This window comes from Streptomyces sp. 147326, assembly GCF_045000215.1.
Taxonomy (GTDB): Bacteria; Actinomycetota; Actinomycetes; order Streptomycetales; family Streptomycetaceae; genus Streptomyces.
In genome coordinates this window covers 4,620,434-4,642,177 of the sequence record NZ_CP134201.1, presented here as the reverse complement: position 1 = coordinate 4,642,177, position 21,744 = coordinate 4,620,434, and the positions used below count along the sequence as shown (strand labels likewise).

Below are 21,744 nucleotides of genomic sequence, written 5' to 3'. Positions count from 1 at the left end.
GGGGGGTGAGAGCGTGCCGATTCACCCGGGCATGGTCGAGCCCCTCGCCGAGCGCACCCGCGACCTGTACGCCGCCGCCGAGAACCGCCTACTCGGCATCATCGCCCGGCAGCTCGCCGCAGGTCTGGACGCTCCCAGCTGGGCCGAGCAGAAACTCTCCGCCGTCCAGGCCATGCGCCGCGCCTCACAGGCCGTCGTCGACGAGCTGCACCAGGCCGTCACCCTCGACGTACACGACGCGGTCGCCCAGTCCTACAACGAAGGCCACCGCGCCGCCGTCGCCGAACTGGGCGCCATGCCCGACGACGCGCGCCGGCTGGTCGACGACCGTCTACCGCAGGCGCAGGCCGTCGACCGCCTCGCGCAGGAAACCGTGGACGTCGTCACCTCGACCCACCGCGGAATCCTGCGCGCCATCGTCGACGGTTTCCGGGCCGTCGTCTCCGAGGTCACGGCCACCGTGGCACTCGGCACCGGCACCCGCCGCCAGGCCACCCAAGACGCGATGCGCCGCTGGGCGGACGAGGGGGTGACCTCCTTCCGCGACAAGTCCGGCCGCCGCTGGCAGCTCACGAGCTACGCGGAGATGGCCGTACGGACCGCCACCGGGCGCGCCGCCACCGAAGCCCACATGCGCACGCTCGCCGAGCACGGCGTCGACCTGGTCGTCGTCTCCGACTCCCCGCGCGAGTGCCACCTCTGCCGTCCCTGGGAAGGGAAGGTGCTGACCATCGGCGGCCCGGCCGGCGCCCGCACGGTCGAGGTCGAGCACGCCACCCAAGACGGGGTCATGGTGCCCGTGCGCGTGGCCGGATCCCTCGACGAGGCCCGCCTCGCAGGTCTCCAGCACCCGAACTGCCGCCACTCCGTATCGGCGTACACCCCAGGTCTGACCGTGGTCGAGAAGGCCCGCAGCGACCCGGACGGGTACAAGGCTGGGCAGCGGCAGCGGGAGATCGAGCGGCAGATCCGCCAGTACAAGCGCCGCCAGGCCGCCGCCGTCACCCCCGAGGCCAAGCGCGCCGCCGGGGTCAAGCTGAGGCAGTGGCAGGGAGCCATGCGCACCCACCTGGCCGCCCACCCTGAGCTGCGCCGGCTGCGCCACCGTGAGCAGCCCGGAGCCTCGAACCTCCCCGAACCGCGCCGCGAGGCAACGGCCGAGCAGGTCGAGGCCGCCCGCGTGTGGTCGGGCGACGAGAGCACCGCGCGCGAGATGAGCGATGACCAGCTGGCCGCCGCGATGCGCTCGAACCTCCTCGACGACCGCGCCCGTGCACGGATCGAGGCCGAGGCCGACCGCCGCGACCTCGCCGAAAAACTCGAGCTTTTCCGACCAGGGGGCCGGCTGGTCGAGGACCTGCTCGCCCTGTCCGACGACGACCTCGCCCGGGTCCTGCCGCACCTCGACGACGCCGACACCGTGCGCGTCATGGCCGAGGTCCACCGCCGCAACCGCGCCGGGCAGCTCCCGGGCGTGCGCGCGGACCTGGTCCACCTCTCCGACGATCAGCTCGCCGCCCGCTACCGCGACGCCCCCGACGACCAGGAGGCCACCGCCGCCGAGGCCGCCCGCCGCGACCTCCTCGCCCAGACGTTCCCCGCCGGGACGCTGCGGGCCGACCTCGACCAGGTCGACGAGGAGACCCTCGCATGGGCCATGTCCTACGCCGACCCCGCCGAACTGGCCCGGATCGCCGAGGAGATGGACCGCCGCGACGGGGTCGGCATGCCGCAGCCGGCCGACACCGGCAACGCCGTCGACGACCTGCTCGCCGACCGCCAGGCCCTCGCCCAGGCCCTCGCGCCCGCGCCCGACCCGGACGGGTGGGGAGCGCTCGCCGACGACGCCGTATGGGCAGCCGTCGCAGCCGGGGACGGGGAAGCCCCGCCGACCGCGCCGCAGGAAGGGGAGCACGAGGAGGGCCCACGGATCACCCGCCGCCAGGCCCGCGAGATGTACGACGAGTACGTCTACCGGCAGTACCTCGCCGCCGAGGACGCGTGCAACGGGTACTTGCTCAACAAGCGTGCGCAGGCCGCCGGACACAGCCCCGCGTCCCTGTTCTCAGGGCCCGCCCGGATCGCGTACTCGCGCGCGTCCGACGAGCTGAAAGAGTGGTGGGCCGAACACGGTCGGCTCACGCAGGCCGAGTTCATCGAGCAGGCCACAGGCCAGCGCCAGCGCTGGGCCGACGGAGCCCGCAAGAACGAGTCCGACCAGCAGAACAGAAGGTGACCCGTGGGGACACGCGAGCAGATCGTCGAGGCCCTCCAGAAGGGCACCGAGGCCGGGCAGAGCGGCGCACCGCCGACCGTCTGCCCGTACGGCCGTGACGACATCCTGCGCACCGCATGGATCAAGGGCTACGCCGCCGCCCGCCGGAAGGCCGGGCACGCGTCGCCTGAGTAGCCGCACAACCGAAGAACACCCAAAGGGGGCCCGCCAGGTGCGGGCCCCCTTTCGCATGCCCGTACGCCCGCCAGGAGCGGGCCGACCAGCCCCAGGAGGGCGACACCATGAGCACCCCCACTCCCGGCCCGACCGGCGACCAGGGCGACCCGAACACCGGCACCGGGCAGGCCCCGGCCACCCCGCCGAACCCTGCCGCGCCGGCCCCCGGCGAGCAGGACCAGGCCGCCACGATCGCCCGGCTTGAGGCCGACCTCGCCGCCGCGCGCGCCGAGGCCGGTAAGGGCCGCGTCAACGCGAAGCAGGCAGCAGCCGACACCGCGCGCCAGGAGCTGACCGCGCAGCTGCTCGGCATCCTCGACCCGTCCAGGGCCGGGCAGCAGGCCACGCCGGAGGAACTCGCCGAGCAGCTCACCAGCGCGCAGGCCGAGGCCCGGCAGACCGCCGTGCAGCTCGCCGTCTACCGGACCGCCGCAGCGGCCGGAGCCGACCCCGACGCGCTGCTCGACTCCCGCGCGTTCGCCGACTCCCTCGCCGACGTCAACCCGGCCGACACCGCCGCCGTCACCGCCGCGATCACGGCCGCCATCACGGCAAACCCCCGTCTGGCCGCAGGCGCCCCGCAGGCCGGGCCGCAGGCCGGGGGACGCGAGTTCACCGCGCCGCACGAGCAGGGCGTCACCGCCGCCCAGTTCGAGGCCATGACCTACGCCGAGCGCGTCGACCTGTTCCAGACCGACCCCACCACGTACCGGCGCCTCGCCGGCTGATTCCTCCCGGCACCGCGCCGGGCCCAACGCCCGGCGCCATCGGGCGCCGGAGAGAGTGAGCAGCAATGCCGCAGACCACCGCCGGAGCCATGATCAACCCCGAGGTGTGGGGCGACATGGCGCAGGCCGCGTTCATCGGTAAGGTCCGCGTGGCCGGTAGCGCCGCCGTGATCGAGGACAACACCCTTGTGGGCGCCCCGGGCGACAAGATCAAGTTTCCCAAGTGGGGCGCGATCGGCGAGCTGGACGACCTGACCGAGACCACCGCCCTGACCACGACCCCGATGACGACCAGCGCCGCCGAGGCCGTGATCCGGGAGGCCGGTAAGGCCGTCGAGATCACGGACAAGGCGCGTTTGATCTCGCTGGGCGACCCGGAGGCGGAGGCTCGCCGCCAGTTCGGCGTCCTGGCCGCCCGGAAGGTCGATGCCGCGCTGATCGCGCAGGCGCAGGCCGACGAGACCGCGCAGGGCGGGGGCAACCCGTTCAAGTTCACCACCGCCGCCGGGAAGACCCGGTTCACGTGGCTGGACGCCATGGTGCCCGCGATCGGCCAGTTCGGCGACGAGTGGGAGCCGTCCGACTTCGCCGGCCTCTACATCAACTCCGTGCAGCTGGGCGAGGCCATGGCCGACCCCCAGTTCATCGACGCGGCCAAGCTGGGCAGCGGGGAATCCGCGGCGGCCTCCGGCAGCATCGGCCGTATCGGCGGCGTGTCCGTGTTCGTCACCAACCGCGTCGCGGCCGGAAAGTTCCTGCTCCTCAAGACCGGTGCGCTGGGCCTGCTCTACAAGAGGCGCCCCCTGGTGGAGAGCGACCGCGACATTCTCGCCCGCTCCACCGTCGTCACCACGACCATGCACTACGCCGTTAAGCGCCTCGCGGACCGTGGCGTGTGCGTCGGCACCCTCGCCGCGTCCTGACCCGGAAGAAACGATCCTGCATGCTGCTGCGCCGCCACCATCGCCCCGCCCCGACCGAACCGCCGGACGACACCGTGCCGGATGACCCCGCACCGGACGACGCTCCCCCGGACGCCCCGCAGGCCAAGAAGGCTGCGGGGCGTTCTGCGTCCCGGGCCACGAAGGAGGGGTGAGCCGTGGGCCGCGTCTACGCCACCCCCGAAGCCCTCGCGATGTGGATGGGCAGGCCCGCGCCGGACGACGACGCGGCCCGCCTCCTCGCCCGCGCGAGCGAGGACGTCGACGCGGCCCTACTGACCGCCGTCTACGACGTCGACGACGACGGAGACCCCACCGATCCGCAGATCGCCACCGCCCTCGCGGCGGCCGCGTGCGCGCAGGCCGAGTTCTGGATTGCGTCCGGCGACGACGGCACCGGGGCCGCCGCCCAGTGGGATTCGGCGAGCATCGGGCCGGTTGCCCTCAGCGGGCGCCGGCCCGGCGGCCCGTCGCCGACGGCCGGGGTCGACCTCGCCCCGCGCGCGTACCGCGCCCTGCACACGGCCGGACTGCTGCCGGGGGTGATCTGGTGATCGTCCCCGCCACGTTCCTGCCGCACCGCATCACCGTCGAGCCGTACCTCGGAGACACCGCGTACGGGCCCGCGTACGGGCCGCCCGTCCCCGGCATCCGCGCCATGGTCTCCGCCCCGCAGGTCATCACCGCGCCGGCCGTCGACTGCCCGCTCGGCTCCCGCATCACCCTGCCGGACGGGCGGATCACCACGGCCGTCAAGGTCCACGTGCACACCGCCCCAGGGCTGCCCGTTCCGGCCTGTCTGGAGGTGACGTGCGGTGAGCCAGCGCAGCCGTCTTCGCCTTAACGGGGGCGCCGCCATGCGCGGCACCCGGGCGGGCGCGATACGGGGCCTGCGCCTGGCCGCCGAGCACATCCTCGCCGAGTCCCGCAAGCGGGTCCCGATCGAGGAGGCCACCCTCGAACGCTCCGGCACGGCCACCGTCGACGAGGCCGACCTCAAAGCCGCCATCTCGTACGACACCCCGTACGCCGTCCGTCAGCACGAGGAGCTGACCTACCGGCACGACGCCGGGCGCACGGCCAAGTACCTCGAAGGGCCGATGACGACCGAGGCCGCCCAGGCCGCCGAGATCATCGCCGCGCAGCTGCGCAGGTCCCTGCGTGGCTAGCCTCCTCGACTCGCTCGCCCGCTACCTCGCCGGGCGCTCCCTGCTCACCTACGACCCGACGGGCGTCACGGGGGACTGCTTCATAGAAGCGCTCCCGCCGGCCCCGGACCGGGCCGTTTCCCTCGCCCTGTACGACGCCGGACCACAGACGTCCCGCGACGACGACGAGGACCGCCGCCTACAGATCCGCGTGCGCGGCACGGCCGATCCGCGGGTTTCCCGCGACCGCTGCGAGGCCCTGCACACCGCTCTGCAGGGCCTCGCAGACGTCGAGCTGCCCGGCGGTTTCTTCCTCACCCTGGCCGCCTCGCGCGGCACCCCCGCCCCCATGGGCACCGACGCCACCGGCCGACACGAGCACGTCACGAATTTCGACCTCGCCGTGTCCGCCCCCCTCACCCCGTAAGGAGTACCCCCATGGCGGACACCCGCCCCATCGATGCCCGAGGCTGGCGTTTCGAGGTCCAGGACAGCACCGCTGACCCTGACGTGTGGCTGCCGATCGCCGGTATCGACACGTGGAGTTACAACCCCTCGGAGAACGAGGAGACCGTCGAGACGACCGCGTTCGACTCCGGCGGCCAGTTCGAGCAGGACGTCATGCAGCGCGGCGCGTCCCTGTCCGTCGAGGGCAAGTACCGCGTGCACAAGACGACCAAGGCCAGGGACCCCGGTCAGGCGTACATCGATGACGACTGGGTCGAGCGAGTCGGGTTCGAATCCCGCAATCAGATCCGCTACCGGCACGAGACACAGACCGCATGGCGGGTGTGGGAAGCGACCGTCAGCCCCGGCGAGCAGGGCGGCGGCAACAACGACAAGACCTCTTGGAGCGCCACGTTCACCAGGTGCGGCGCCGCGACCACGATGGCGGTGACCCCGTGACCGAACTCGACCACCAGGACGACGCGCACCCCGAGGTAGCGGACTTCGATGCGTTCTTCGCCGAGCAGACCCGGCCGGCCCCGCAGGGTCTGCCGCTGCGCCTGTTCGGCCGCTCGTACACACTGCCGCCGCGCATGACCACCCTGTTCGCGCTCCAGCTCCAGCGCGTACATACCAGCGCCCGGCCGGACGACATCCGCCGGCTGCTCGGCGCCCTGTTCGGTCCGGACGCGATCGGCGACTGGGTCGAGCACGGCATGGACGACCGCCAGTTCGGCATCGTCCTGCTGTGGTCCACCTCGAACATGGGCGCCCCCGGGTCCTTGACGATGGAGCAGGCCGCCGCCGAGTACGACGCCCGCGAGGCCGCCCAGGCCACGGCGGGAAAAGCCAGGCCGCGCCCGCGCCCGAAGGGCAAGGGGAAGCGGAAGAGTTCTGGCAAGCGGTCCTGACCAACTGGGCGGCCGTCGAGGCCGACCTCGCCCGCGAGTACCACCTCACCGAGGACCACGTCGCCCAGCTGCCGGTGCGCCGCTTCCTGGTCCTGCTCGGCGGCCTGCCGCCCGAATCCACGTTCGCGCAGCGCTGGAAGCGCACACCGCGCGCCGTGACCGACCCGGCCGAGATCGCAGCTCTCACCGGCATGCCCATGTAAATAGCGAGTTAGCCGCCTAGTCAGCGCGGCCAAGGGGGTGACTCCCTTTGGCCCTCACCATCGGTGAGCTGACCGGCTACATCGATCTCGACGACTCCGGCGCACAGGCCGGTGTCCAGCGCGCCGAGGCCGCCCTCGAAGGTCTCCAGCGCGACGCTGACGGCCGTCTGCGCGACATGCGCGGGCGTTTCATCGCCGCCGGTTCGGAGATGGGCGGCGGCCTCGCCGGGGCGTTCGAGGCCGCGTCCGAGCGGGCCGGGCGCAGCCTGGGCGGTATCGGGGGCCTGCTCGGCGCCGCCGCGACGTCGACCAAGCTTCTCGCCGGTAGCGCCCTGGTGGCGGGCGGCGCGATCGCGGCCGTCCCCCTGGCCGTCATCGGCCTGGGCGCGGCCGTCCTCAAGGAGAACGAACAGGTCAAGTCCGCTTTCTCGGACATGGCCGAGACGGCCAAGGGCGTCGTCCAGAAGGCCGCACAGCCGCTCGTCAAACCCTTCGTCGAGGCCGCAGGCCAGATCGAAGGCACGGTCAAGGCCATCGGACCGAGGCTCGGCGAACTGTTCGCCGGGGTCGCTCCGATGGTGCAGCCCCTGGTAGGCGGCATCGGGTCGCTGGTTCAGAACCTGCTGCCCGGCCTGGTCAACGTCGTCCAGGCGGCACAGCCCGTCGTCGAGGCCCTGTCGGGCGGCTTCGGTCTGCTCGGCGACGGCCTCGCCGGCCTCTTCGACGGGATCAGCGCGGGCGCGGCCGGAGCAGCGACAGGGCTCACGGGTTTTTTCGAGGGCCTTTCGATCATCCTGCCCGCACTGGGCGGGTTCATCGGCACGCTCGCCGAGGCCGGCGGGCCGGTGCTGGCCTCCCTCATGGGGGCGCTCGCGCCGCTCGTCGAGACCCTCCTCGACTCGCTCGCCCCCGCGCTCGCGTCCCTGGGCCCGCCGCTCTCGCGGTTGATCGGCGCGCTCGGCGACGGCCTCGCGCCGATCGTTGGCGCGCTTGGTCCCGTCCTCGACGCCGCCGCGTACGCGTTCGGCGCGCTGATCGACGCAGCGGCGCCGCTGCTGCCGGTCATCGGGACGCTGGTCGCCTCCGTTCTGCCCGCCGTAACGCCGCTGCTCAACGCGCTCGGCGACATCCTCGTACAGCTCGGCCCCACGGTCGGGATCCTGGTCGAGGCCCTGGCGGGCGCCCTGTCCCCGATCCTCGCCCAACTGCCGGGCCTGGTCACTCCGTTCGCGGCCGTCGTCGGCGAGCTAGCAGAAACGATCCTGCCGATCCTCGCGGATCTGATCCTTGCCCTGGCCCCGTCGCTCGCGACGGTCGGCGCCGCCTTCGGACAGATCCTCGTCGCCCTGGCCCCGCTGCTGCCCGCCATCGGTCAGCTGCTGATCGGCGCACTCAACGCGCTGATGCCGATCATCACTCCACTGATCGCGCTGGTCGGACAGCTCGCCGGGATCTTCGCCAACGGCCTGGCCGCCGTCATCTCGCAAGTCGTGATCCCGATCATCGGCGCGGTCGTCGCGCTGCTGAGTGGGGACTTTGGCAAGGCGTGGGAGCTGGCCAAGCAAGCCGTGACCAACGCCGGTCAGCTGATCCAGCAGATCAGCCAGAAGATCGGCCAGTGGATCAGCCAGGGCATCGACACCGCCGTCGAGTGGCTGCGCGGCCTGCCCGGCCGAGCAGCGTCCGCCGTGGCTCCCATGGCCGGACAGCTCCGTGACCGTGCGACTCAGGCGATGGGCGAGTTCAAGGCCGGAGTGGTCAACAAGGCGTCCGAGGCGGTCGCGTGGATGCGCGGCCTGCCCGGCATGCTGTCCGGCGCCCTGGGCGACCTGGGCGGCCTCCTCGTCGACAAGGGCCGCGACGTCGTGCGCGGCCTGTGGAGCGGCATCCAGTCCATGGGGGGTTGGCTGCGCTCGACCCTGATGGGCTGGGCAAAGAACTTGATCCCCGGCCCCATCGCCGAGGCGTTGGGCATCCACTCGCCGTCGCGCGTCATGGCGCGCGAGGTCGGCCGGTGGATCCCCGCTGGTCTGGTCAAGGGCATCCAGTCCGGCCAGGCCGCCGTCGACCGCACCATGCGACAGCTCGTCACCCCGCCCGCCGTCCCCTCCCTCGCGTACGCGGGGGCGGGCGCAAGCCCGTACGGGCAGGGCGGCGCGGTGTTCGACACCGGCACCAGCCGGGGCCCGCTCGTGCACGTGGAGCACTGGCACGCCGCAGAGAACGGCTCCCCGGACGACAACGCGCGCGCCCTCGACTGGCACGCCAAGGGACGGGGGTGAGCTGATGGCCCCGGGTGATCTGCTCACCTCCCCCGGTCAGGTCCAGTACGGGGATCTCCTGCTCGGCGCCGGTACCTACTACCGGTGGAAGGAACTCGCCGGGTGGGAGACCCTCCCCGCCCTCGACTCCGGAACCGTCCTGCGGGCCGGCGGGCACGGCGCCTACCCCGGCACCCTGTACGCCCAGGCCCGCACCATCACCGCCGCCCCGATGTTCATCCGGGCGCCGTCCGCGCAGATCGGCGAGGCCGTCCGGGTACTGGGCGCGGGCACGGGCGTGGTCCAGGACGAGCAGCCGCTCGCCGTGTGGCTTGACGAGCGCGGGCCCCTGCTCACGCACGCGCGCATCGTGCGCCGCAGCGTGCCCGTGGGCGTCGGCTACCGGCAAGGGGTGATCTCCGGGGTCGCGCTTCAGTGGGAGGCCACCGACGCCCGCCGGTACGGCATCCAGGAGCAGGAGGCGAGAGCCGGCCTGCCGCAGGCCGAGGACGGGCTCAGCTGGAACCTCGACCCCGGCCCCGAGCACCTCGCCTACCCGCTCGCCTTCGGGCTGCCGGGGTCGACGGGAACGCTGGTCACTTTCAACGGCGGTGACGCCGACACACACCCGGTGATCGAGTTCCGGGGCCCGGTGTCCCGGCCGTCCCTGACCAACATCACCACCGGCCTGATCCTCGAATACGACATCACGCTCGCCGCCGAGGACCGCCTCACCGTCGACACCGCAAACGGGACGGTCCTTCTCAACAACACCGCGTCGCGCCTCTACACCGTGACGCCGCAGAGCTGCCCCGAAGAGGCGTTCACCCTCGCCCCGGGCTCCACCCCCCTCACGTTCCGGGCCGCACCCGGTACCGGCGGCCCCGCCGCCAACGTCTCTGTGCGCTACCGCGCCGCCTATTGGTAGGAGGACCCCCTTATGACCGTGCGCGCCGGATGGCTGCTGCCGGAAGGACAGACCCGCGAGGACACCCGGCTCGCACCCATCGGAACGATGGCGCCCGAGGGCACCCTCACCACCCGCGACGGCGTACTCGCCGGGGGCGCCGGCCTGGCCGCTACCGGCACCAGCGCCATGCAGGTCCAGATCAGCACCGGCCGCGCCATCGTGCAGGGCACCAGCGTGCAAGGCAGCTACCCCGTGGCCGTCACCGCCCCGGTCACGCTGACCGTGCCCGACGGCCACGCCCAACACCCGCGCATTGATGCCGTGGTGCTGCGGGTGATCGACACGCTGTACGAGACCGCGCAGCAGGACGCCGTGCAGCTGGAGATCATCACCGGCACCCCGGCCGCGTCCCCCGTTGCGCCGAGCACGCCGAGTGCCGGAATCAAGCTGTGGGAGATCGCCGTACCGGCCGGCACCAGCGCCGGAACGGGCGGGATCACCTGGGCGTCCGCACTGACCGACCGGCGCCGGTACACCTCCTCGTACGGCGGGATCATCCCCCGCGGATATTCGTTGTCCTTCTCCGGCAGCTACGCCGGGCAGTACCGCGACAACGGGACCGAGCTGGAGCGCTGGAGCGGCACCGCGTGGGCACCGGTGGTCAAGCCGATCGTCTGGCAGCCGCTTCCCCTGCCCGCCGGGCTCACCTCGCCCGGCCACAGCCCCACGCAGTACGCCATACACAACGGCCGCGTGTGGCTGCGCGGAGAGATCACCGCCTCCAACGGCGGCAGCATCGCGGCCGGTACCACCATCGTGAATCTGCCCATCGCCGTCCCCGTCCCGATATGGCTGCACCTGCCCGTGGGGATCGCCGTGGTCGGCAGCGGGCCGCCGCTCGGCGCCCTGGTCGGCAGCCGATCCCTGACCCTGAATCTGTTCCCGAGCACCACGCCGCCCTGGGCCATCTACCTGAACGGCCTCTCGTGGGCGCCGTAACCCTGCCCGGTGCCTACCGCGCTCTGCTGTGCGACCTGCGCACCGATCGGCTCCTCGACGTCCTGCCGCTGCACAGCGTCAGCCTCGACGCCTACATCGGCAAGACCGGCACCTGTTCCGGATCCATCCCCATCCCCAACCGGGCCATGGCCGCCCGGGTCCGTGACGCCGTCGCGCCCGGCCGCACGGCTCTGTGGCTGGAGCGCGGCGGCGACATCTGGTGGGGCGGGATGCTGTGGACCTCGCAGATCCAGAGCGACGAGCGGGGCCGGCTGTCCATGGCCATCCAGGCCGGGAGCTTCGAGAGCTACCTCGATCACCGACTCGTCATGACCAGCAGCGTCTTTACGGGCCTGGACCAGTTCGAGTTGGCCCGGACCCTGGTCGAGGACGCGCAGGCCGCCGAGGGCGGGCACATCGGCATCGAGAGCGACGCCCGCATGTCCGGGGTCCTGCGCGACCGCGCGTACTCCCGCTACGACCTGCGCACCGTCCGCGAACTCCTCGACGACCTCGCCGCCGTCGAGGGCGGGTTCGAGTGGCGGATCAGCGCCCACCGCAACCCCGTCACCGGACACCGGATCAAGAGCCTGGTACTCGGCCATCCGGTGATCCGGACAGGGACGAGCGACATCGTCCTCAGCCGGCCCGGCCCGGTCCTGTCCTACTCCTGGCCCGTGGACGCCACCACGCTCGCCACGGTGTGGCAGTCGCGCGGCGCCTCCACCAACTCCGATGCGGGCGCCGAGAGCGTCCCGCTGATGTCCGAGGTCCTCGTCGACGAGGCCGCGCACGCGGCCGGCTGGCCGCGTCTGGACGGCACCAGCGACCACACCACCGTGGAGCAACAGGCCACCCTCGACGCGCACGCGCGCGGCGACTGGGACGCCGCACGGGCCCCGCGCACGATCCCCGAGGTCACCGTCGCGCTCGCCCGTACCCCCCTCACGCCCGCGCTGCTCGGGGCCACCGTCCGCCTGCGGATCACCGACCTGATGTGGCCCGACGGCCTCGACGCCCGGTACCGCATCGTCGGCATGGCCATCACCGCGCCCGAGCGCGGGCGCGCGGAGACCGCCCGTTTGTATCTGGAGGTTCCCTGATGGCCGCTGTCCCTCAAGACCTCCTTGACCGCGTCCGCGAACTGGAGCGGCGCGTCAGGGTGCTGGCCGGACGCGGGCAGATGCGGCCCGCCCTGACCGAGATCACGACCGGTGATATCGCGATCGGCGAGAGCGGCCGGATCCGGGTAAAGGCGCCCGGCGGAACCACCGTGTTCGAGGCCGGGCAGACCCCGGGCGGCGACTGGGGGGTGTTGCTCGCCCGCCAGGACGGCAGCGAGGCCCTCACCGTCGGACACGACCCGTCCGCCACGCAGCAGATCGTGCAGCTGTGGTCACGGGACACCGCCGCCCCGGACCGCGCATTGGCCATGGACGACGCCCGCTCGGACCGGTTCTTGGGCCGCCCGTGGATCCCGCTCCAGCTGCACCCGACCGCCCGCCAGAGCACCACACAGACCACGCTCGACGTCGCGTGGTCGGGCGCCGGCCCGGCCATCAACGCCGTCGCCGAGATCGTCCTCACCACCCGGGCCGGGACCGGCGGAGGACAGGTCAAGGTCACCATGCGCCCCCAGGGCGCCGCTCCCGTGGTCCTGGCCGACTACGACGTCCCCGCCGACGTGTGGACCGAGCACACCATCACCGCGCCCATGCACGGCATCGAGTACATGCAGCGCGTCGAGTGGACCGTCGAGCACCGCGCCAAGAGCGCCGGGCCCTCCGTCGAGACCCGCCTCATCCGCGCCACCGGCCGCAACACCGCCACGGCCGACGAGACCCCCACCGACCCGGTGCGCACCCCTTAGAACGGAGGCCGCCATCACCCTGCCCGTCACCATCCCCGTCGTCACCGTCCACGCCCGCTACCTACTCCCCAGCGGCGAACCCCTCACCGGATCAGTCAGCTTCCGAGCCCCGGCCATGCTGACGTTCGGCGCGGCCGACGTGATACTCGGCGGCCCCGTAACCGCCACGCTCGACCCCCAGGGCCGCATATCCGTCACCCTCCCCGCCACCGATGCCAACGGCATGGACCCCGCCGGCTGGTCCTACGTCGTCACCGAGCAGCTCGCCGGGGTCGGTACCAACCGCTCGTACAACATCCTGTTGCCCAAGGCCACCGCCGACGTCGACCTCGCCGACATCGCGCCCACGGACCCGACGAAGCCGAACTATCTCGCCGTCGAGGGCCCCGCCGGCCCCCAGGGACCGCCCGGCCCACAGGGCATCCAGGGACCGGCCGGACCGTCCAACACGAAATGGCGCCGCCGCGACCTGCCGGACCCGATCACCGCCGACGCCCTGTACGCGGGCACCGCGCCGGTCATTTCCACCGCCGTGGGCACCACCCCGACGGCCGGGTACATCCGGCACGTGCCCGCCCCGATCGCCCTCACCGGCAGCGAGGTACGGGGCGCGTTCACATTCGCCGGAGCGGGCGGGTTCCTGGCCGGCACCGGCACCCCCGACAACCAGTACGTACTACCGACGTCGAGGTATCCCAACCTCTACACCTCCGGTCAGTCCGTGTGGTCCGTCGAGTTCGGGACCGACAGCCGGTACCTACAGGTCCGGTACAAGCACATCAGCGCCGCGTCGATGTTCCGTCTGTCCATCGACGGGCGGAAGGTCAGCGACGTCGCGCAGCCCGCCGGAGGCACGTCCGCCGGATCTGGGCACCTGATCACGATCGACCTGGGCACCGCCGCGCCGCGCGTGATCCGTCTCGACTTCACCACGATGCCGTTCGGCGGGGTCTACCTTCCGGCGTCCGCGACCATGTGGCGCGTCCCCCTGCAAGGCGGACGCCTCGCCGTCCTGGGCGACTCCATCAGCGACGGCAGCGCCCACAACACCGGCGGCGGCACCGGCACATGGGTGCAGCGCGCCGCCCGCCTGCTCGGCACCACGGACGTGTGGGAGCAGGGCCGCGGCGCCACCGGCTACGTCGCCGTGGGCACCACCGCGAATTTCGGCACCAGGACCCCGGCCGACATCATCGGATGGAACCCTGACCGGCTGATCGTGTGGGGCGGGTACAACGACGTCTCCGGAAACGACCAGCTCGTCATCCGGGCCGCCGCCGACGCCCTGTACGCGCAGATCAAGCAGGGCTTGCCCGCGTGCGAGACGTACGTACTCGGGTGCTGGGCGCCCACCGGCACCCCGGCCCCGAGCATCGTCGCCACTGACGAGACCCTCCGGGCCGCCGCCGCAGCCGCGCAGCTCCCGTTCATCTCCCCGGTGACCGGCACGATCTACAACGCGGCCGGGCAGGCCGTCGTCACCCACGGCCCGTGGATCACCACCGGCAACGCCCCGACCTACGTGGGCAGCGACCTGGTCCACCCCACGGACGCCGGGCACGTCTACCTCTCCCGCCGCATCGTCGCCGCCCTGCGCGAACTGCTGCCCGCGTAGGGCGCTGTTACGCGGGGCGGAACGCCTGTACCTCGACGTACGCCTCCTTCACCCACTCGTCCATGCGTGCGAGAACTTCCGCCCCCGTCAGGGCCGGTTCCTCCGCGAGTAGGGCCCGCACCAGGTGTGTGGTGTCGGAAAGGGCCGCGTACTTCAAAGCCTTCTGCGTCAAGTCCTCTTTATCCATGGCCGCAGGATAGGCGGCCCTCCACCGGCGGACCACATGGATCCGCCCACTCCAACCCCCCAGCCCAGCACCCCCGGACGCACCGCGCCGGGGGTGTTCGGCATGCCCAGAAAGGCCCCGCATGCAGTTCGTATCCCGCGCCCAGTGGGGCGCCCGGCCCTCCCGCTACAAGCTCACCACCATCCCCGACACCCGGGGCGTGAAGGTCCACTACGAAGGCTCGTACGTCCCCCCGGCCCTCGCCAACCCGGACGCGCACGCCCAGTGCGCCGGCCGCGTCCGCGCTATCCAGGCGCAGCACCTCGCCGACGACGAGGAGGACTACAGCGACATCGCGTACAGCGCGATGGTGTGCCCGCACGGCTACGTCTACGAAGGCCGCGGGGCGCACCGCCAGACCGGCGCCAACGGCACGTCCGCGCTGAACAGGGCGCACTACGCCGTGTGCGCCATGGTCGGCAGCTCCGGCCTCACCGAGCCGACCGCCGCCCAGCTCGACGGCATCCTCGGCGCCATCGAATGGCTGCGCGACGAGGGCAACGCCGGAGACGAGATCAAGGGTCACCGCGACGGCCACCCGACCGCCTGCCCTGGCGGCCCGCTGTACGCGTGGATCCAGCGCGGCGCACCGCGCCCGGGCGGCACCCCCGGGCCGGCCCCGAGCGAGCGGTACGAGCCGTACCCCGGGGCCGCATGGTTCAAGGCCGCGCCCCGCAGCCCGATCGTCACCGCCATGGGCCGCCGCCTGGTCGCCGAAGGCTGCGGCCGGTACCGCTCCGGCCCCGGCCCGCAGTGGACCGACGCCGACCGCCAGTCCTACGCCGCGTGGCAGCGCAAGCAGGGCCACAGCGGCACCGCCGCCGACGGCTGGCCTGGCCCGAGCACCTGGGCCGCCCTGCGCGTCCCCAAGGTCTGACCACCCCCACCCCCAGAAGGAGCCCCGCATGAACGCCGCCAACAAGCGCACCGTCCGCACCCTCGTACAGACCACGGTCGCCCTGGCCGTCGCCCTGCCCGCCATCGTCGGCGCAGCCGGCATCCCCGAACACCTGCCGTGGGTTGCCGGAGCCCTCGCCGCCGCCGGTGGCCTCGCCCGCGTCATGGCCCTGCCCGCCGTCGAGGCCCTCCTCGACCGCGTCGGCCTGGGCCTGGTCGACGAGGTCGCCGAGTGACCCCGCCGGCCCCCGACGAAACGGGCGCGGGCGTCGCCCTCGAACTGGAGAGACTGCGCGCCGTCGTCGAGGTCGGCATGACCCGCATCGACGGATCCCTCGCCCTGCTCGTGCAGCGCTCCGACCAGACCGACAAGCAGATCGCCGACCACGAGAGCAGGCTCGACGCCCTCGAACGGGGCCGCTGGCCGCTCCCATCGCTCGCCGCCCTGGTCGCCGTCGTGGGCGTCCTGCTCGCCCTCTGGCAGGCCGGTACCGCCCGCTGACAACTACGCCCCCCGTACGGCCCTCAGAGGCCGTACGGGGGGCGTTCTTTTGCGTCAGGGTCTCATGCCGCAGCCATCAGGGATTCGGCGTAAGGAACGCTCCACACAGACGGGTGCGCGATGCCGTGGCCGTGGTAGCCGTCCTCCCCGAAAGCCTCGCCGTGGTCCGCGCACAGCAACACAAGCCAAGGCCCCACAGCGGGCATAGCGTCGAGAAGACGACCGAGCTGGGAATCGGCATAGGCGAGCGCCGCGCACTGGCTTTCCCACGAGTCGGCCGTTTCGCCCGGCACGTACATGTAGTGCGGGGTATGCGTAGCGGAGACGTTGAGAAACAGGAACAGCCGTTTGTCGACTTCCTGCTCCCGGAGCACGTTCAACGCGATGTCCACCTGATGGCGGGTGGAGTCCGGGCAGTCCGTCCCCGTCTGCGGACTCCAGTAGCTCTCTTGGAAAAGGCCCGGCAGGACCCGGCCTAACTTGGTCTGGTTGGAGAAGAAACCCACGCCGCCGATACACACGGTGCGGTACCCCAGGCCGGCCAGCCCGCTCACGACGTTGGGCGCGTCGAACACGAACGTGCGCTTCTTGATCGTGGTCCCGCGCATCGCGTAGCAGGCGAGCAGCCTTCCCGGGCGCTCCGGGCCGGAGGGGACAGGCAGGAATCCCGAGAAGAACGCGGTATGCGCAGGCAGGGTGAAGGACCCTTGCGTCCGGCGTTCTTCCCACAGCCCGTCAGGGAGCACGTTTTCGAGATTCGGGGTGCGGCCACCGTGCGTCGCTGCCCGCGCTACGTCATAGCGCAGCGAGTCGAACGTGATGAACAGAACGTTGTGCGTGCCGATGACTTCGTTCGCGTTGATCACGCGTTCCCGTCCTTTCGACCCTTGGGCCAACGTGGCCCCCGGGGTCAGGCGTTGGGGCTTGTGGTGCGGAGTTCCGGGGGCAGCACACCGCCGGAGGAAATGACTTCCTTGGACGCCTCCACGACATCCTTGACGGTGTCGATGCCGCGCCAGTAGCCGGACAGTCGGTAGCCGACGAGCCGCCCATCCTTGGCGAGCTGGGGAAAGGTGCTGTCTTCGTGGTCGCCCACGTCAGGCAGCATGCTGACCACGTCGGGATTGAAGACGTAGATGCCCGCGTTGATCCAGTACGGAAGCTCCGGCGACTGGACGAACCCCCGGATGCGGTTGTCGTCGTCCAGATCGGCTACGCCCCAGTTCGAGCGGTACGGCGAAAGAGCGACGGTAACGGCTCCGCCACGTTGCGCGTGGCAGGCCGCCAGGTTGGCCAGTGAGAAGTTCGTGATCACGTCACCGTTGAGGACGAAGAACGGCGCGTCGGGGAAAGCCAGGCGGCGCGCTGCGAACTTCAGGCCGCCGCCGCGCCCCAACGGCTCGTTTTCGATGGCATACCGAACATCCACACCGAAACGTGAGCCGTCCCCAACGTAACTGGTGATCATTTCGTGCTTGTAGCCGCCGCTGATGGTCACCGACTTAACCCCGTGATCCGCCAGCCACGCGAGCTGGTAGCCGACGATCGGCGACCCCGCGACGGGCACCATAGCCTTGGGCGCATCGTCGGTGTACGGGCGCATACGGGTGGCCTGGCCACCCGCCAGGATCAGAGCTTGCGTCACCAGGTTCGAGGTCATATCGCCGTCTTCCTTCAGCGTCCAGGGCGCCGCTTCGGCGCCCGTCCGCATCCTCTCAACGCGAGAGCGGCGACGGGGAGGAAACGCGAACGGTGGCCTTGCGCTTGCGTGCTTCCATGAGCGTCACTGCTGTGCCTCCTCAAGAACCCCGGCACGGGGTCTGTCCCCGCACCGTCGTGCACCTGCTGACCCACCCCGCCCGGCTCCCATTGCCGTACATGCCGGACGGGGTGGGGGTTGGCGCCGCCCCTGCCGGGATCCCGATGCGAGAGGGGGGAGCCTCGATCTCGGATACGTCCGGCAGGGACGGAGTCTTGGGGGCCCCGCCCGATGGAGTGGGACGGGCGGGGCCAAGCGGGGGACCGACCGAACGACGGCACGGGTCGAACCCCCACCCCAACGCTCCGGCGCCGACTCCGGAGCGGTTCATGGGGCCGGCGCGGTACGCGCGCCGGTCCGAGGTCACGTCATGAGCACTGCTTGTACGCGGTGGCCCTGCCAGCGGATGCCGACCGCCGTCCCGCCGTACCGCCAGTCGAGGGGGCGGAGCGCACATTCGTGCCACTCCGACCCGTCGCCCACCCGGTGCTCCCCGCGTTCGCAGACAGCCACAGCAGCGACGGGGCCGGTGAAGGGGGGCGCCTTGCTGGGCAGCTTGCGAACCGCCGCGATGTGCTCGGGCTTGAGGACGGCCACGGCGCCGCACGGGCGAACGGGCGGCCTCACCGTTCCATCACTACGGCCGCGCTCAGGAACAGGCCAACGCTGGCAGCCACCATGAACGCGGTGAGCGGGCCCGCGAACCGCGCGGCGAAGTCGTACGCCCGCCGCAGCCGGCCCCGCCGTCGCCGCGCCTCCTGCACAGCACGCTGCACCAGCACGGGCGCGGCCTCCCGTATGGCGGCCGACACCTCCGCGGCCTCCTGGTCGGCGAGCATGTCGACCCAACCCGCTTCCAACTCGGCGCGCTGCTCGGCCGTGAACGCGAACACCTCTTCCGCCCTCACAGGTGCCCCCAGCTCCGCGCGTTGGCGTGCCGGACGCTGGCGCTGAGTCGCTCCTCGTCGGTCGGCTTCACCAGGTCGTCCAGGGCGACGTCCACCTCGACCCCGCCCTCAACGGGCCGGACCTGGCACATGCCCCAGTCGAGGCCCATGAGCGTGCCCACCTTGCCCGTGGACTCGACCTTTACCAGGTCGCCTCTCTGTGGCGCCCAGGCGGCGCCGTTGCCTTTCTCAGCGGTACTCACGCCGCCGCTCCCTCTCCGTCGGTCATCCGGTGGGGGTGCTGCCGGATGATGTTGTTGCACGCCTGACTGCTCACCCCGTTACCGAGCGGGCGGAGCGCCTCGCGGCGCCGTCCGGCGGCCCCGCAGATCAGGCACCCCGGCACCGGTACGGGCTCCAGCTCCAGCACGTGCGGCACGTGCAGCACCGGGGCCACCCCGGTCTCACTGCTGCTGCTCATCGGTCCACCGCCTCTCCAGCCCAGCCGTGAGGGCCCGCAGGATCTCGGGGGTCGCTCGTACGGTGGACCGAATCGGTGCGGCGTCAGCCGGCACCCAGTCGGGCATGGGGGTGTCCTCGCGGCCGAGCCGGAAGAACTCCCGTCGAGATATGGCGGCGTCGAGGTCCCTCACGCGACGTACACGTCGTGGCAGGTCACTCGCCATGTCGCACGCCCCTTTCGGCCGCCTGGAAGCTGGATCACTTTCTGTGCTACAAGCGTCGCGCTCCGCGCGTACTCTCAACAGGGGGGAAGGTTGGACAGGGCCAACTGTCCAAGGGAGTTCGGGGAGTTGTTCGAATGAGCGTGGAGACAGAAGAGGCAGACACTGCCGACCCGACCGCGTCCCCGCTGGTGCACTTCGGCCGCGAGGTCCGGTTAGAGCGCGAGCGCCTGGGCATGCCCCGGCAGGAACTCGCAAAGGCGGCGACATGCGGTTACTCGCTCGTGGCCAAGATCGAAAGCGGGGACCGAATCCCGCCCAGAGAGTTCGCGGAAGCCTGCGACCGCGTATTTCCGCACTCCAACGGCCGTTTCATCCGGCTGTGGCCGCTCGTCCTGCGGTACGCCTTCCCGCCCTGGTTCCGCCGGTATGTCGAGCTGGAGGAGAAGGCGGCCGTCGTGCGGATGTTCAATCCGCAGCTTCTCCCCGGCCTGGTCCAGACGACGGATTACGCCCGCGCGGTACTGCGCACCGGTCGTCCCGCCAATCTCGAAGACCTGGTCACCGCTCGGATAGAGCGGCAGAGGATCTTGCAACGCGAGCAGCCGGCGCGGTTGTGGCTCGTCCTGAATCAGGCCGTGCTGACCCACACGGTCGGCGGGCCGGACGTGATGCGCGCGCAGCTCGGGCACCTGCGCGACCTTGCCGAGGACCCGACGCATCGCGTGCAGATCATCGCGGACAAGGGGAGGCACCACGGGTACCACAGCCCCTTCGGCGTGCTCTCGTTCCCCGAGGGGTCCGACGTCGTGCACGTGGACGGGTTCCCCCGGGGTTATCTCCTAGCTGAGCCAGACGACTTGGAAAAGGCGCGAGGCGCCTATGATCTGCTCACGGCCATGGCGTGCCCGCCGGATGAGTCGGCCGACCTGATCGACTCCACATTGAAGGATCACTACTCATGAACGATGCCGACATTCCCGAGCAGGCTTGGCGTGCGTCGACGTACAGCGGCAACAACGGCGGCGAGTGCGTCGAGTGGGCCCCCCAGTACGTTGCGACTCACGGTGTCGTCCCCGTGCGGGACAGCAAGGTGAAGGGCGGCGCGGTGCTGACGGTGTCCCCGTCCGCCTGGGCCGGCCTGGTCGTCTTGGCCGCGCAGTAGAAACCTCCGCACAGGCGACGGCCCCGGCACCTTCCCAGGTGTCGGGGCCGCTTGCTGCCGCCAGCGTTTCGCGTTTCCGCAGGTCAGACCGCGAGTGCTTTAGAACTGGTGTTGCACATGAGAGTGGCGACCCGGTCGTCCTGCTGCACTCCGAGCTCGTCGCGCAGGGCGCTTGCGAGGCGGGTGGCGCGGGTGCCGATCTCGGCGAAGCTGCGGCGGTGCGGCTCGGCTTCCCCGGTCCAGGTGGTGACCTGGGACTTCCCGTGGATGGTCATCCCGTGACGGAGTATGCGGGTGACGAGGAGCGGTACGTCCTGCATGGTGCTGAGCAAAGCGTCCTCCCGATGAGCGCTGCGGCGCTGCGGCGGCTACGGATGCTGCCGATTCTGCGCACATACCGCTCGGCATGTCACTACCCGGGGGTAGAAACCGGTTCGTGTTTCACGTGAAACATCCTCTGGTTCCACGTGAAACATCCCCCGCCTCACCGGACCGGCGTGAGCTCCGGGTCTTCGCGGAGCTTGCCCAGCGCGCGGGAGACGGCGCTCTTGACCGTGCCCACCGAGACGCCCAGCAGCTCCGCGGTCTGCGCCTCGCTCAGGTCCTCGTAGTAGCGCAGGACGACCATGGCCCGCTGCCGGTCCGGCAGCCGGGTCACGGCGCGCCACATCGCGTCGCGCAGGGCCTGTGCCTCGGCGGGGTCGGAGGTCGGCGCCTCCTCGGTCTCCGGCAGCTCGTCGCATGCGAACTCGTCGACCTTGCGCTTGCGCCACTGGGAGGTGCGGGTGTTGACGAGGGTCCGCCGGACGTAGCCGTCCAGGGCGCGGTGGTCCTCGATGCGGTCCCAGGCCACGTACGTCTTGGCGAGGGCCGTCTGGAGCAGGTCCTCCGCGTCGCACGGGTTGGCGGTGAGGGAGCGCGCGGTGCGCATCAGGACCGTGCCGCGGGTCCGGACGTACGCCGAGAACGACGGGTACGGCGTCGGATTCGAGGCGAGCGTGCACACAGGCGTGGTCATGTCTCCACGCTAGGAGCGCCCGCCCGCCCTGGGATCGGCCGCAGGTGCCGATGGTGGATCCATCTCAGGTTGTAGGAGTAGGGCAGCCCCCACCCCCTGAAGGTGGAGGGGAAGGGGGCCCG

31 protein-coding genes and 1 pseudogene are annotated in these 21,744 nt (G+C 71.6%); 22 read left to right on the top strand and 10 right to left on the bottom strand.

Annotated elements, in window-relative coordinates:
* The first annotated feature begins 13 nt into the window (after positions 1–13).
* The 17 genes from RIU97_RS21090 (at position 14) to RIU97_RS21010 (ending at position 14,485) form a co-directional block, all read left to right on the top strand.
* Entirely contained in the window at positions 14–2,236 is a 2,223-nt protein-coding gene (locus RIU97_RS21090) for a phage minor capsid protein (protein WP_404959026.1), read from the top strand.
* 3 nt (positions 2,237–2,239) lie between these two features.
* Positions 2,240–2,410 (top strand): Rmf/CrpP fold protein, encoded by a 171-nt coding sequence (locus tag RIU97_RS21085; protein ID WP_404959024.1) that lies wholly within the window; start codon positions 2,240–2,242, stop codon positions 2,408–2,410.
* A 107-nt stretch (positions 2,411–2,517) separates the two neighbouring features.
* Positions 2,518–3,180 carry a hypothetical protein gene (locus RIU97_RS21080; protein WP_404959022.1) on the top strand — a complete coding sequence of 221 codons (663 nt, stop codon included), beginning with the start codon at positions 2,518–2,520 and terminating at the stop codon, positions 3,178–3,180.
* A gap of 65 nt (positions 3,181–3,245) precedes the next feature.
* Positions 3,246–4,103 (top strand): phage head protein, encoded by an 858-nt coding sequence (locus RIU97_RS21075; RefSeq protein WP_404959020.1) that lies wholly within the window; start codon positions 3,246–3,248, stop codon positions 4,101–4,103.
* 176 nt (positions 4,104–4,279) lie between these two features.
* Positions 4,280–4,675 (top strand): hypothetical protein, encoded by a 396-nt coding sequence (locus RIU97_RS21070; protein WP_404959019.1) that lies wholly within the window; start codon positions 4,280–4,282, stop codon positions 4,673–4,675.
* Positions 4,672–4,965, top strand: a complete 294-nt coding sequence (locus tag RIU97_RS21065) for a hypothetical protein (RefSeq protein WP_404959017.1) — start codon at positions 4,672–4,674, stop codon at positions 4,963–4,965. Before RIU97_RS21070 ends, RIU97_RS21065 begins: the two co-directional genes overlap by 4 nt.
* A gap of 13 nt (positions 4,966–4,978) precedes the next feature.
* Positions 4,979–5,290 (top strand): hypothetical protein, encoded by a 312-nt coding sequence (locus RIU97_RS21060; protein WP_404959015.1) that lies wholly within the window; start codon positions 4,979–4,981, stop codon positions 5,288–5,290.
* On the top strand, positions 5,283–5,696 hold the full coding sequence (locus RIU97_RS21055) for a minor capsid protein (RefSeq protein ID WP_404959013.1): 414 nt from the start codon (positions 5,283–5,285) through the stop codon (positions 5,694–5,696). The genes RIU97_RS21060 and RIU97_RS21055 overlap by 8 nt, the downstream gene beginning before the upstream one ends.
* 11 nt (positions 5,697–5,707) lie before the next feature.
* Positions 5,708–6,175, top strand: a complete 468-nt coding sequence (locus RIU97_RS21050; RefSeq protein WP_404959011.1) for a phage tail tube protein — start codon at positions 5,708–5,710, stop codon at positions 6,173–6,175.
* On the top strand, positions 6,172–6,627 hold the full coding sequence (locus tag RIU97_RS21045; RefSeq protein WP_404959009.1) for a hypothetical protein: 456 nt from the start codon (positions 6,172–6,174) through the stop codon (positions 6,625–6,627). Before RIU97_RS21050 ends, RIU97_RS21045 begins: the two co-directional genes overlap by 4 nt.
* 74 nt (positions 6,628–6,701) lie before the next feature.
* Entirely contained in the window at positions 6,702–6,830 is a 129-nt protein-coding gene (locus tag RIU97_RS21040) for a hypothetical protein (RefSeq protein WP_404959007.1), read from the top strand.
* Between the two features lie 47 nt (positions 6,831–6,877).
* Positions 6,878–9,112 (top strand): hypothetical protein, encoded by a 2,235-nt coding sequence (locus tag RIU97_RS21035; RefSeq protein WP_404959005.1) that lies wholly within the window; start codon positions 6,878–6,880, stop codon positions 9,110–9,112.
* 4 nt (positions 9,113–9,116) lie between these two features.
* Positions 9,117–10,019, top strand: coding sequence for a phage distal tail protein (locus RIU97_RS21030; protein ID WP_404959003.1), 903 nt, complete (start codon positions 9,117–9,119; stop codon positions 10,017–10,019).
* A 12-nt stretch (positions 10,020–10,031) separates the two neighbouring features.
* Positions 10,032–11,000 (top strand): hypothetical protein, encoded by a 969-nt coding sequence (locus RIU97_RS21025; protein WP_404959001.1) that lies wholly within the window; start codon positions 10,032–10,034, stop codon positions 10,998–11,000.
* Positions 10,988–12,103: a hypothetical protein gene (locus tag RIU97_RS21020; protein WP_404958999.1), complete on the top strand. Its 1,116-nt coding sequence runs from the start codon at positions 10,988–10,990 to the stop codon at positions 12,101–12,103. Before RIU97_RS21025 ends, RIU97_RS21020 begins: the two co-directional genes overlap by 13 nt.
* A complete protein-coding gene (locus RIU97_RS21015; RefSeq protein WP_404958997.1) occupies positions 12,103–12,870 on the top strand; it encodes a hypothetical protein in 768 nt (255 codons plus the stop codon). The genes RIU97_RS21020 and RIU97_RS21015 overlap by 1 nt, the downstream gene beginning before the upstream one ends.
* Positions 12,871–12,985: 115 nt before the next feature.
* Positions 12,986–14,485 (top strand): SGNH/GDSL hydrolase family protein, encoded by a 1,500-nt coding sequence (locus RIU97_RS21010; protein WP_404958995.1) that lies wholly within the window; start codon positions 12,986–12,988, stop codon positions 14,483–14,485.
* 7 nt (positions 14,486–14,492) lie between these two features.
* On the opposite strand, the gene RIU97_RS21005 is transcribed toward RIU97_RS21010, so the two are convergent.
* Positions 14,493–14,672, bottom strand: coding sequence for a hypothetical protein (locus RIU97_RS21005; RefSeq protein ID WP_404958993.1), 180 nt, complete (start codon positions 14,670–14,672; stop codon positions 14,493–14,495).
* Positions 14,673–14,793: 121 nt separating this feature from the next.
* On the opposite strand from RIU97_RS21005, the gene RIU97_RS21000 reads away from it, so the two are divergent.
* The 3 genes from RIU97_RS21000 to RIU97_RS20990 are packed head-to-tail and all read left to right on the top strand — an operon-like array spanning position 14,794 to position 16,110.
* Positions 14,794–15,588 (top strand): peptidoglycan-binding protein, encoded by a 795-nt coding sequence (locus tag RIU97_RS21000; protein ID WP_404958991.1) that lies wholly within the window; start codon positions 14,794–14,796, stop codon positions 15,586–15,588.
* 28 nt (positions 15,589–15,616) lie between these two features.
* Entirely contained in the window at positions 15,617–15,844 is a 228-nt protein-coding gene (locus tag RIU97_RS20995; protein ID WP_404958989.1) for a hypothetical protein, read from the top strand.
* A complete protein-coding gene (locus RIU97_RS20990) occupies positions 15,841–16,110 on the top strand; it encodes a hypothetical protein (RefSeq protein ID WP_404958987.1) in 270 nt (89 codons plus the stop codon). Before RIU97_RS20995 ends, RIU97_RS20990 begins: the two co-directional genes overlap by 4 nt.
* Positions 16,111–16,172: 62 nt before the next feature.
* Here RIU97_RS20990 and RIU97_RS20985 read toward each other — a convergent pair whose 3' ends face one another.
* The 7 genes from RIU97_RS20985 to RIU97_RS20955 form a co-directional block, all read right to left on the bottom strand.
* Entirely contained in the window at positions 16,173–16,976 is an 804-nt protein-coding gene (locus RIU97_RS20985; protein WP_404958985.1) for an STM4013/SEN3800 family hydrolase, read from the bottom strand.
* Between the two features lie 44 nt (positions 16,977–17,020).
* A complete protein-coding gene (locus tag RIU97_RS20980) occupies positions 17,021–17,770 on the bottom strand; it encodes an NDP-sugar synthase (RefSeq protein ID WP_404958983.1) in 750 nt (249 codons plus the stop codon).
* Positions 17,771–18,232: 462 nt separating this feature from the next.
* Complete coding sequence (locus tag RIU97_RS20975) at positions 18,233–18,496, bottom strand: hypothetical protein (protein WP_404958982.1); 264 nt, start codon at positions 18,494–18,496, stop codon at positions 18,233–18,235.
* A complete protein-coding gene (locus tag RIU97_RS20970; RefSeq protein ID WP_404958980.1) occupies positions 18,493–18,762 on the bottom strand; it encodes a hypothetical protein in 270 nt (89 codons plus the stop codon). The genes RIU97_RS20975 and RIU97_RS20970 overlap by 4 nt, the downstream gene beginning before the upstream one ends.
* A gap of 11 nt (positions 18,763–18,773) precedes the next feature.
* Positions 18,774–19,019 carry a hypothetical protein gene (locus RIU97_RS20965; RefSeq protein WP_404958978.1) on the bottom strand — a complete coding sequence of 82 codons (246 nt, stop codon included), beginning with the start codon at positions 19,017–19,019 and terminating at the stop codon, positions 18,774–18,776.
* On the bottom strand, positions 19,016–19,237 hold the full coding sequence (locus RIU97_RS20960) for a hypothetical protein (protein WP_404958976.1): 222 nt from the start codon (positions 19,235–19,237) through the stop codon (positions 19,016–19,018). Before RIU97_RS20960 ends, RIU97_RS20965 begins: the two co-directional genes overlap by 4 nt.
* Complete coding sequence (locus RIU97_RS20955; protein WP_404958974.1) at positions 19,221–19,409, bottom strand: hypothetical protein; 189 nt, start codon at positions 19,407–19,409, stop codon at positions 19,221–19,223. Before RIU97_RS20955 ends, RIU97_RS20960 begins: the two co-directional genes overlap by 17 nt.
* Positions 19,410–19,576: 167 nt before the next feature.
* Here RIU97_RS20955 and RIU97_RS20950 point away from each other — a divergent pair, with 167 nt between their 5' ends.
* Together RIU97_RS20950 and RIU97_RS20945 are read left to right on the top strand one after the other, a co-directional pair.
* On the top strand, positions 19,577–20,404 hold the full coding sequence (locus tag RIU97_RS20950; protein ID WP_404958972.1) for a Scr1 family TA system antitoxin-like transcriptional regulator: 828 nt from the start codon (positions 19,577–19,579) through the stop codon (positions 20,402–20,404).
* Positions 20,401–20,604, top strand: coding sequence for a DUF397 domain-containing protein (locus RIU97_RS20945; protein WP_404958970.1), 204 nt, complete (start codon positions 20,401–20,403; stop codon positions 20,602–20,604). The genes RIU97_RS20950 and RIU97_RS20945 overlap by 4 nt, the downstream gene beginning before the upstream one ends.
* 104 nt (positions 20,605–20,708) lie before the next feature.
* On the opposite strand, the pseudogene RIU97_RS20940 reads toward RIU97_RS20945, so the two are convergent.
* A pseudogene (locus tag RIU97_RS20940) lies at positions 20,709–20,936 on the bottom strand (fatty acid--CoA ligase); the annotation flags it as partial.
* Positions 20,937–21,088: 152 nt separating this feature from the next.
* Entirely contained in the window at positions 21,089–21,622 is a 534-nt protein-coding gene (locus tag RIU97_RS20935) for a SigE family RNA polymerase sigma factor (RefSeq protein WP_404958968.1), read from the bottom strand.
* Between the last annotated feature and the right edge of the window lie 122 nt (positions 21,623–21,744).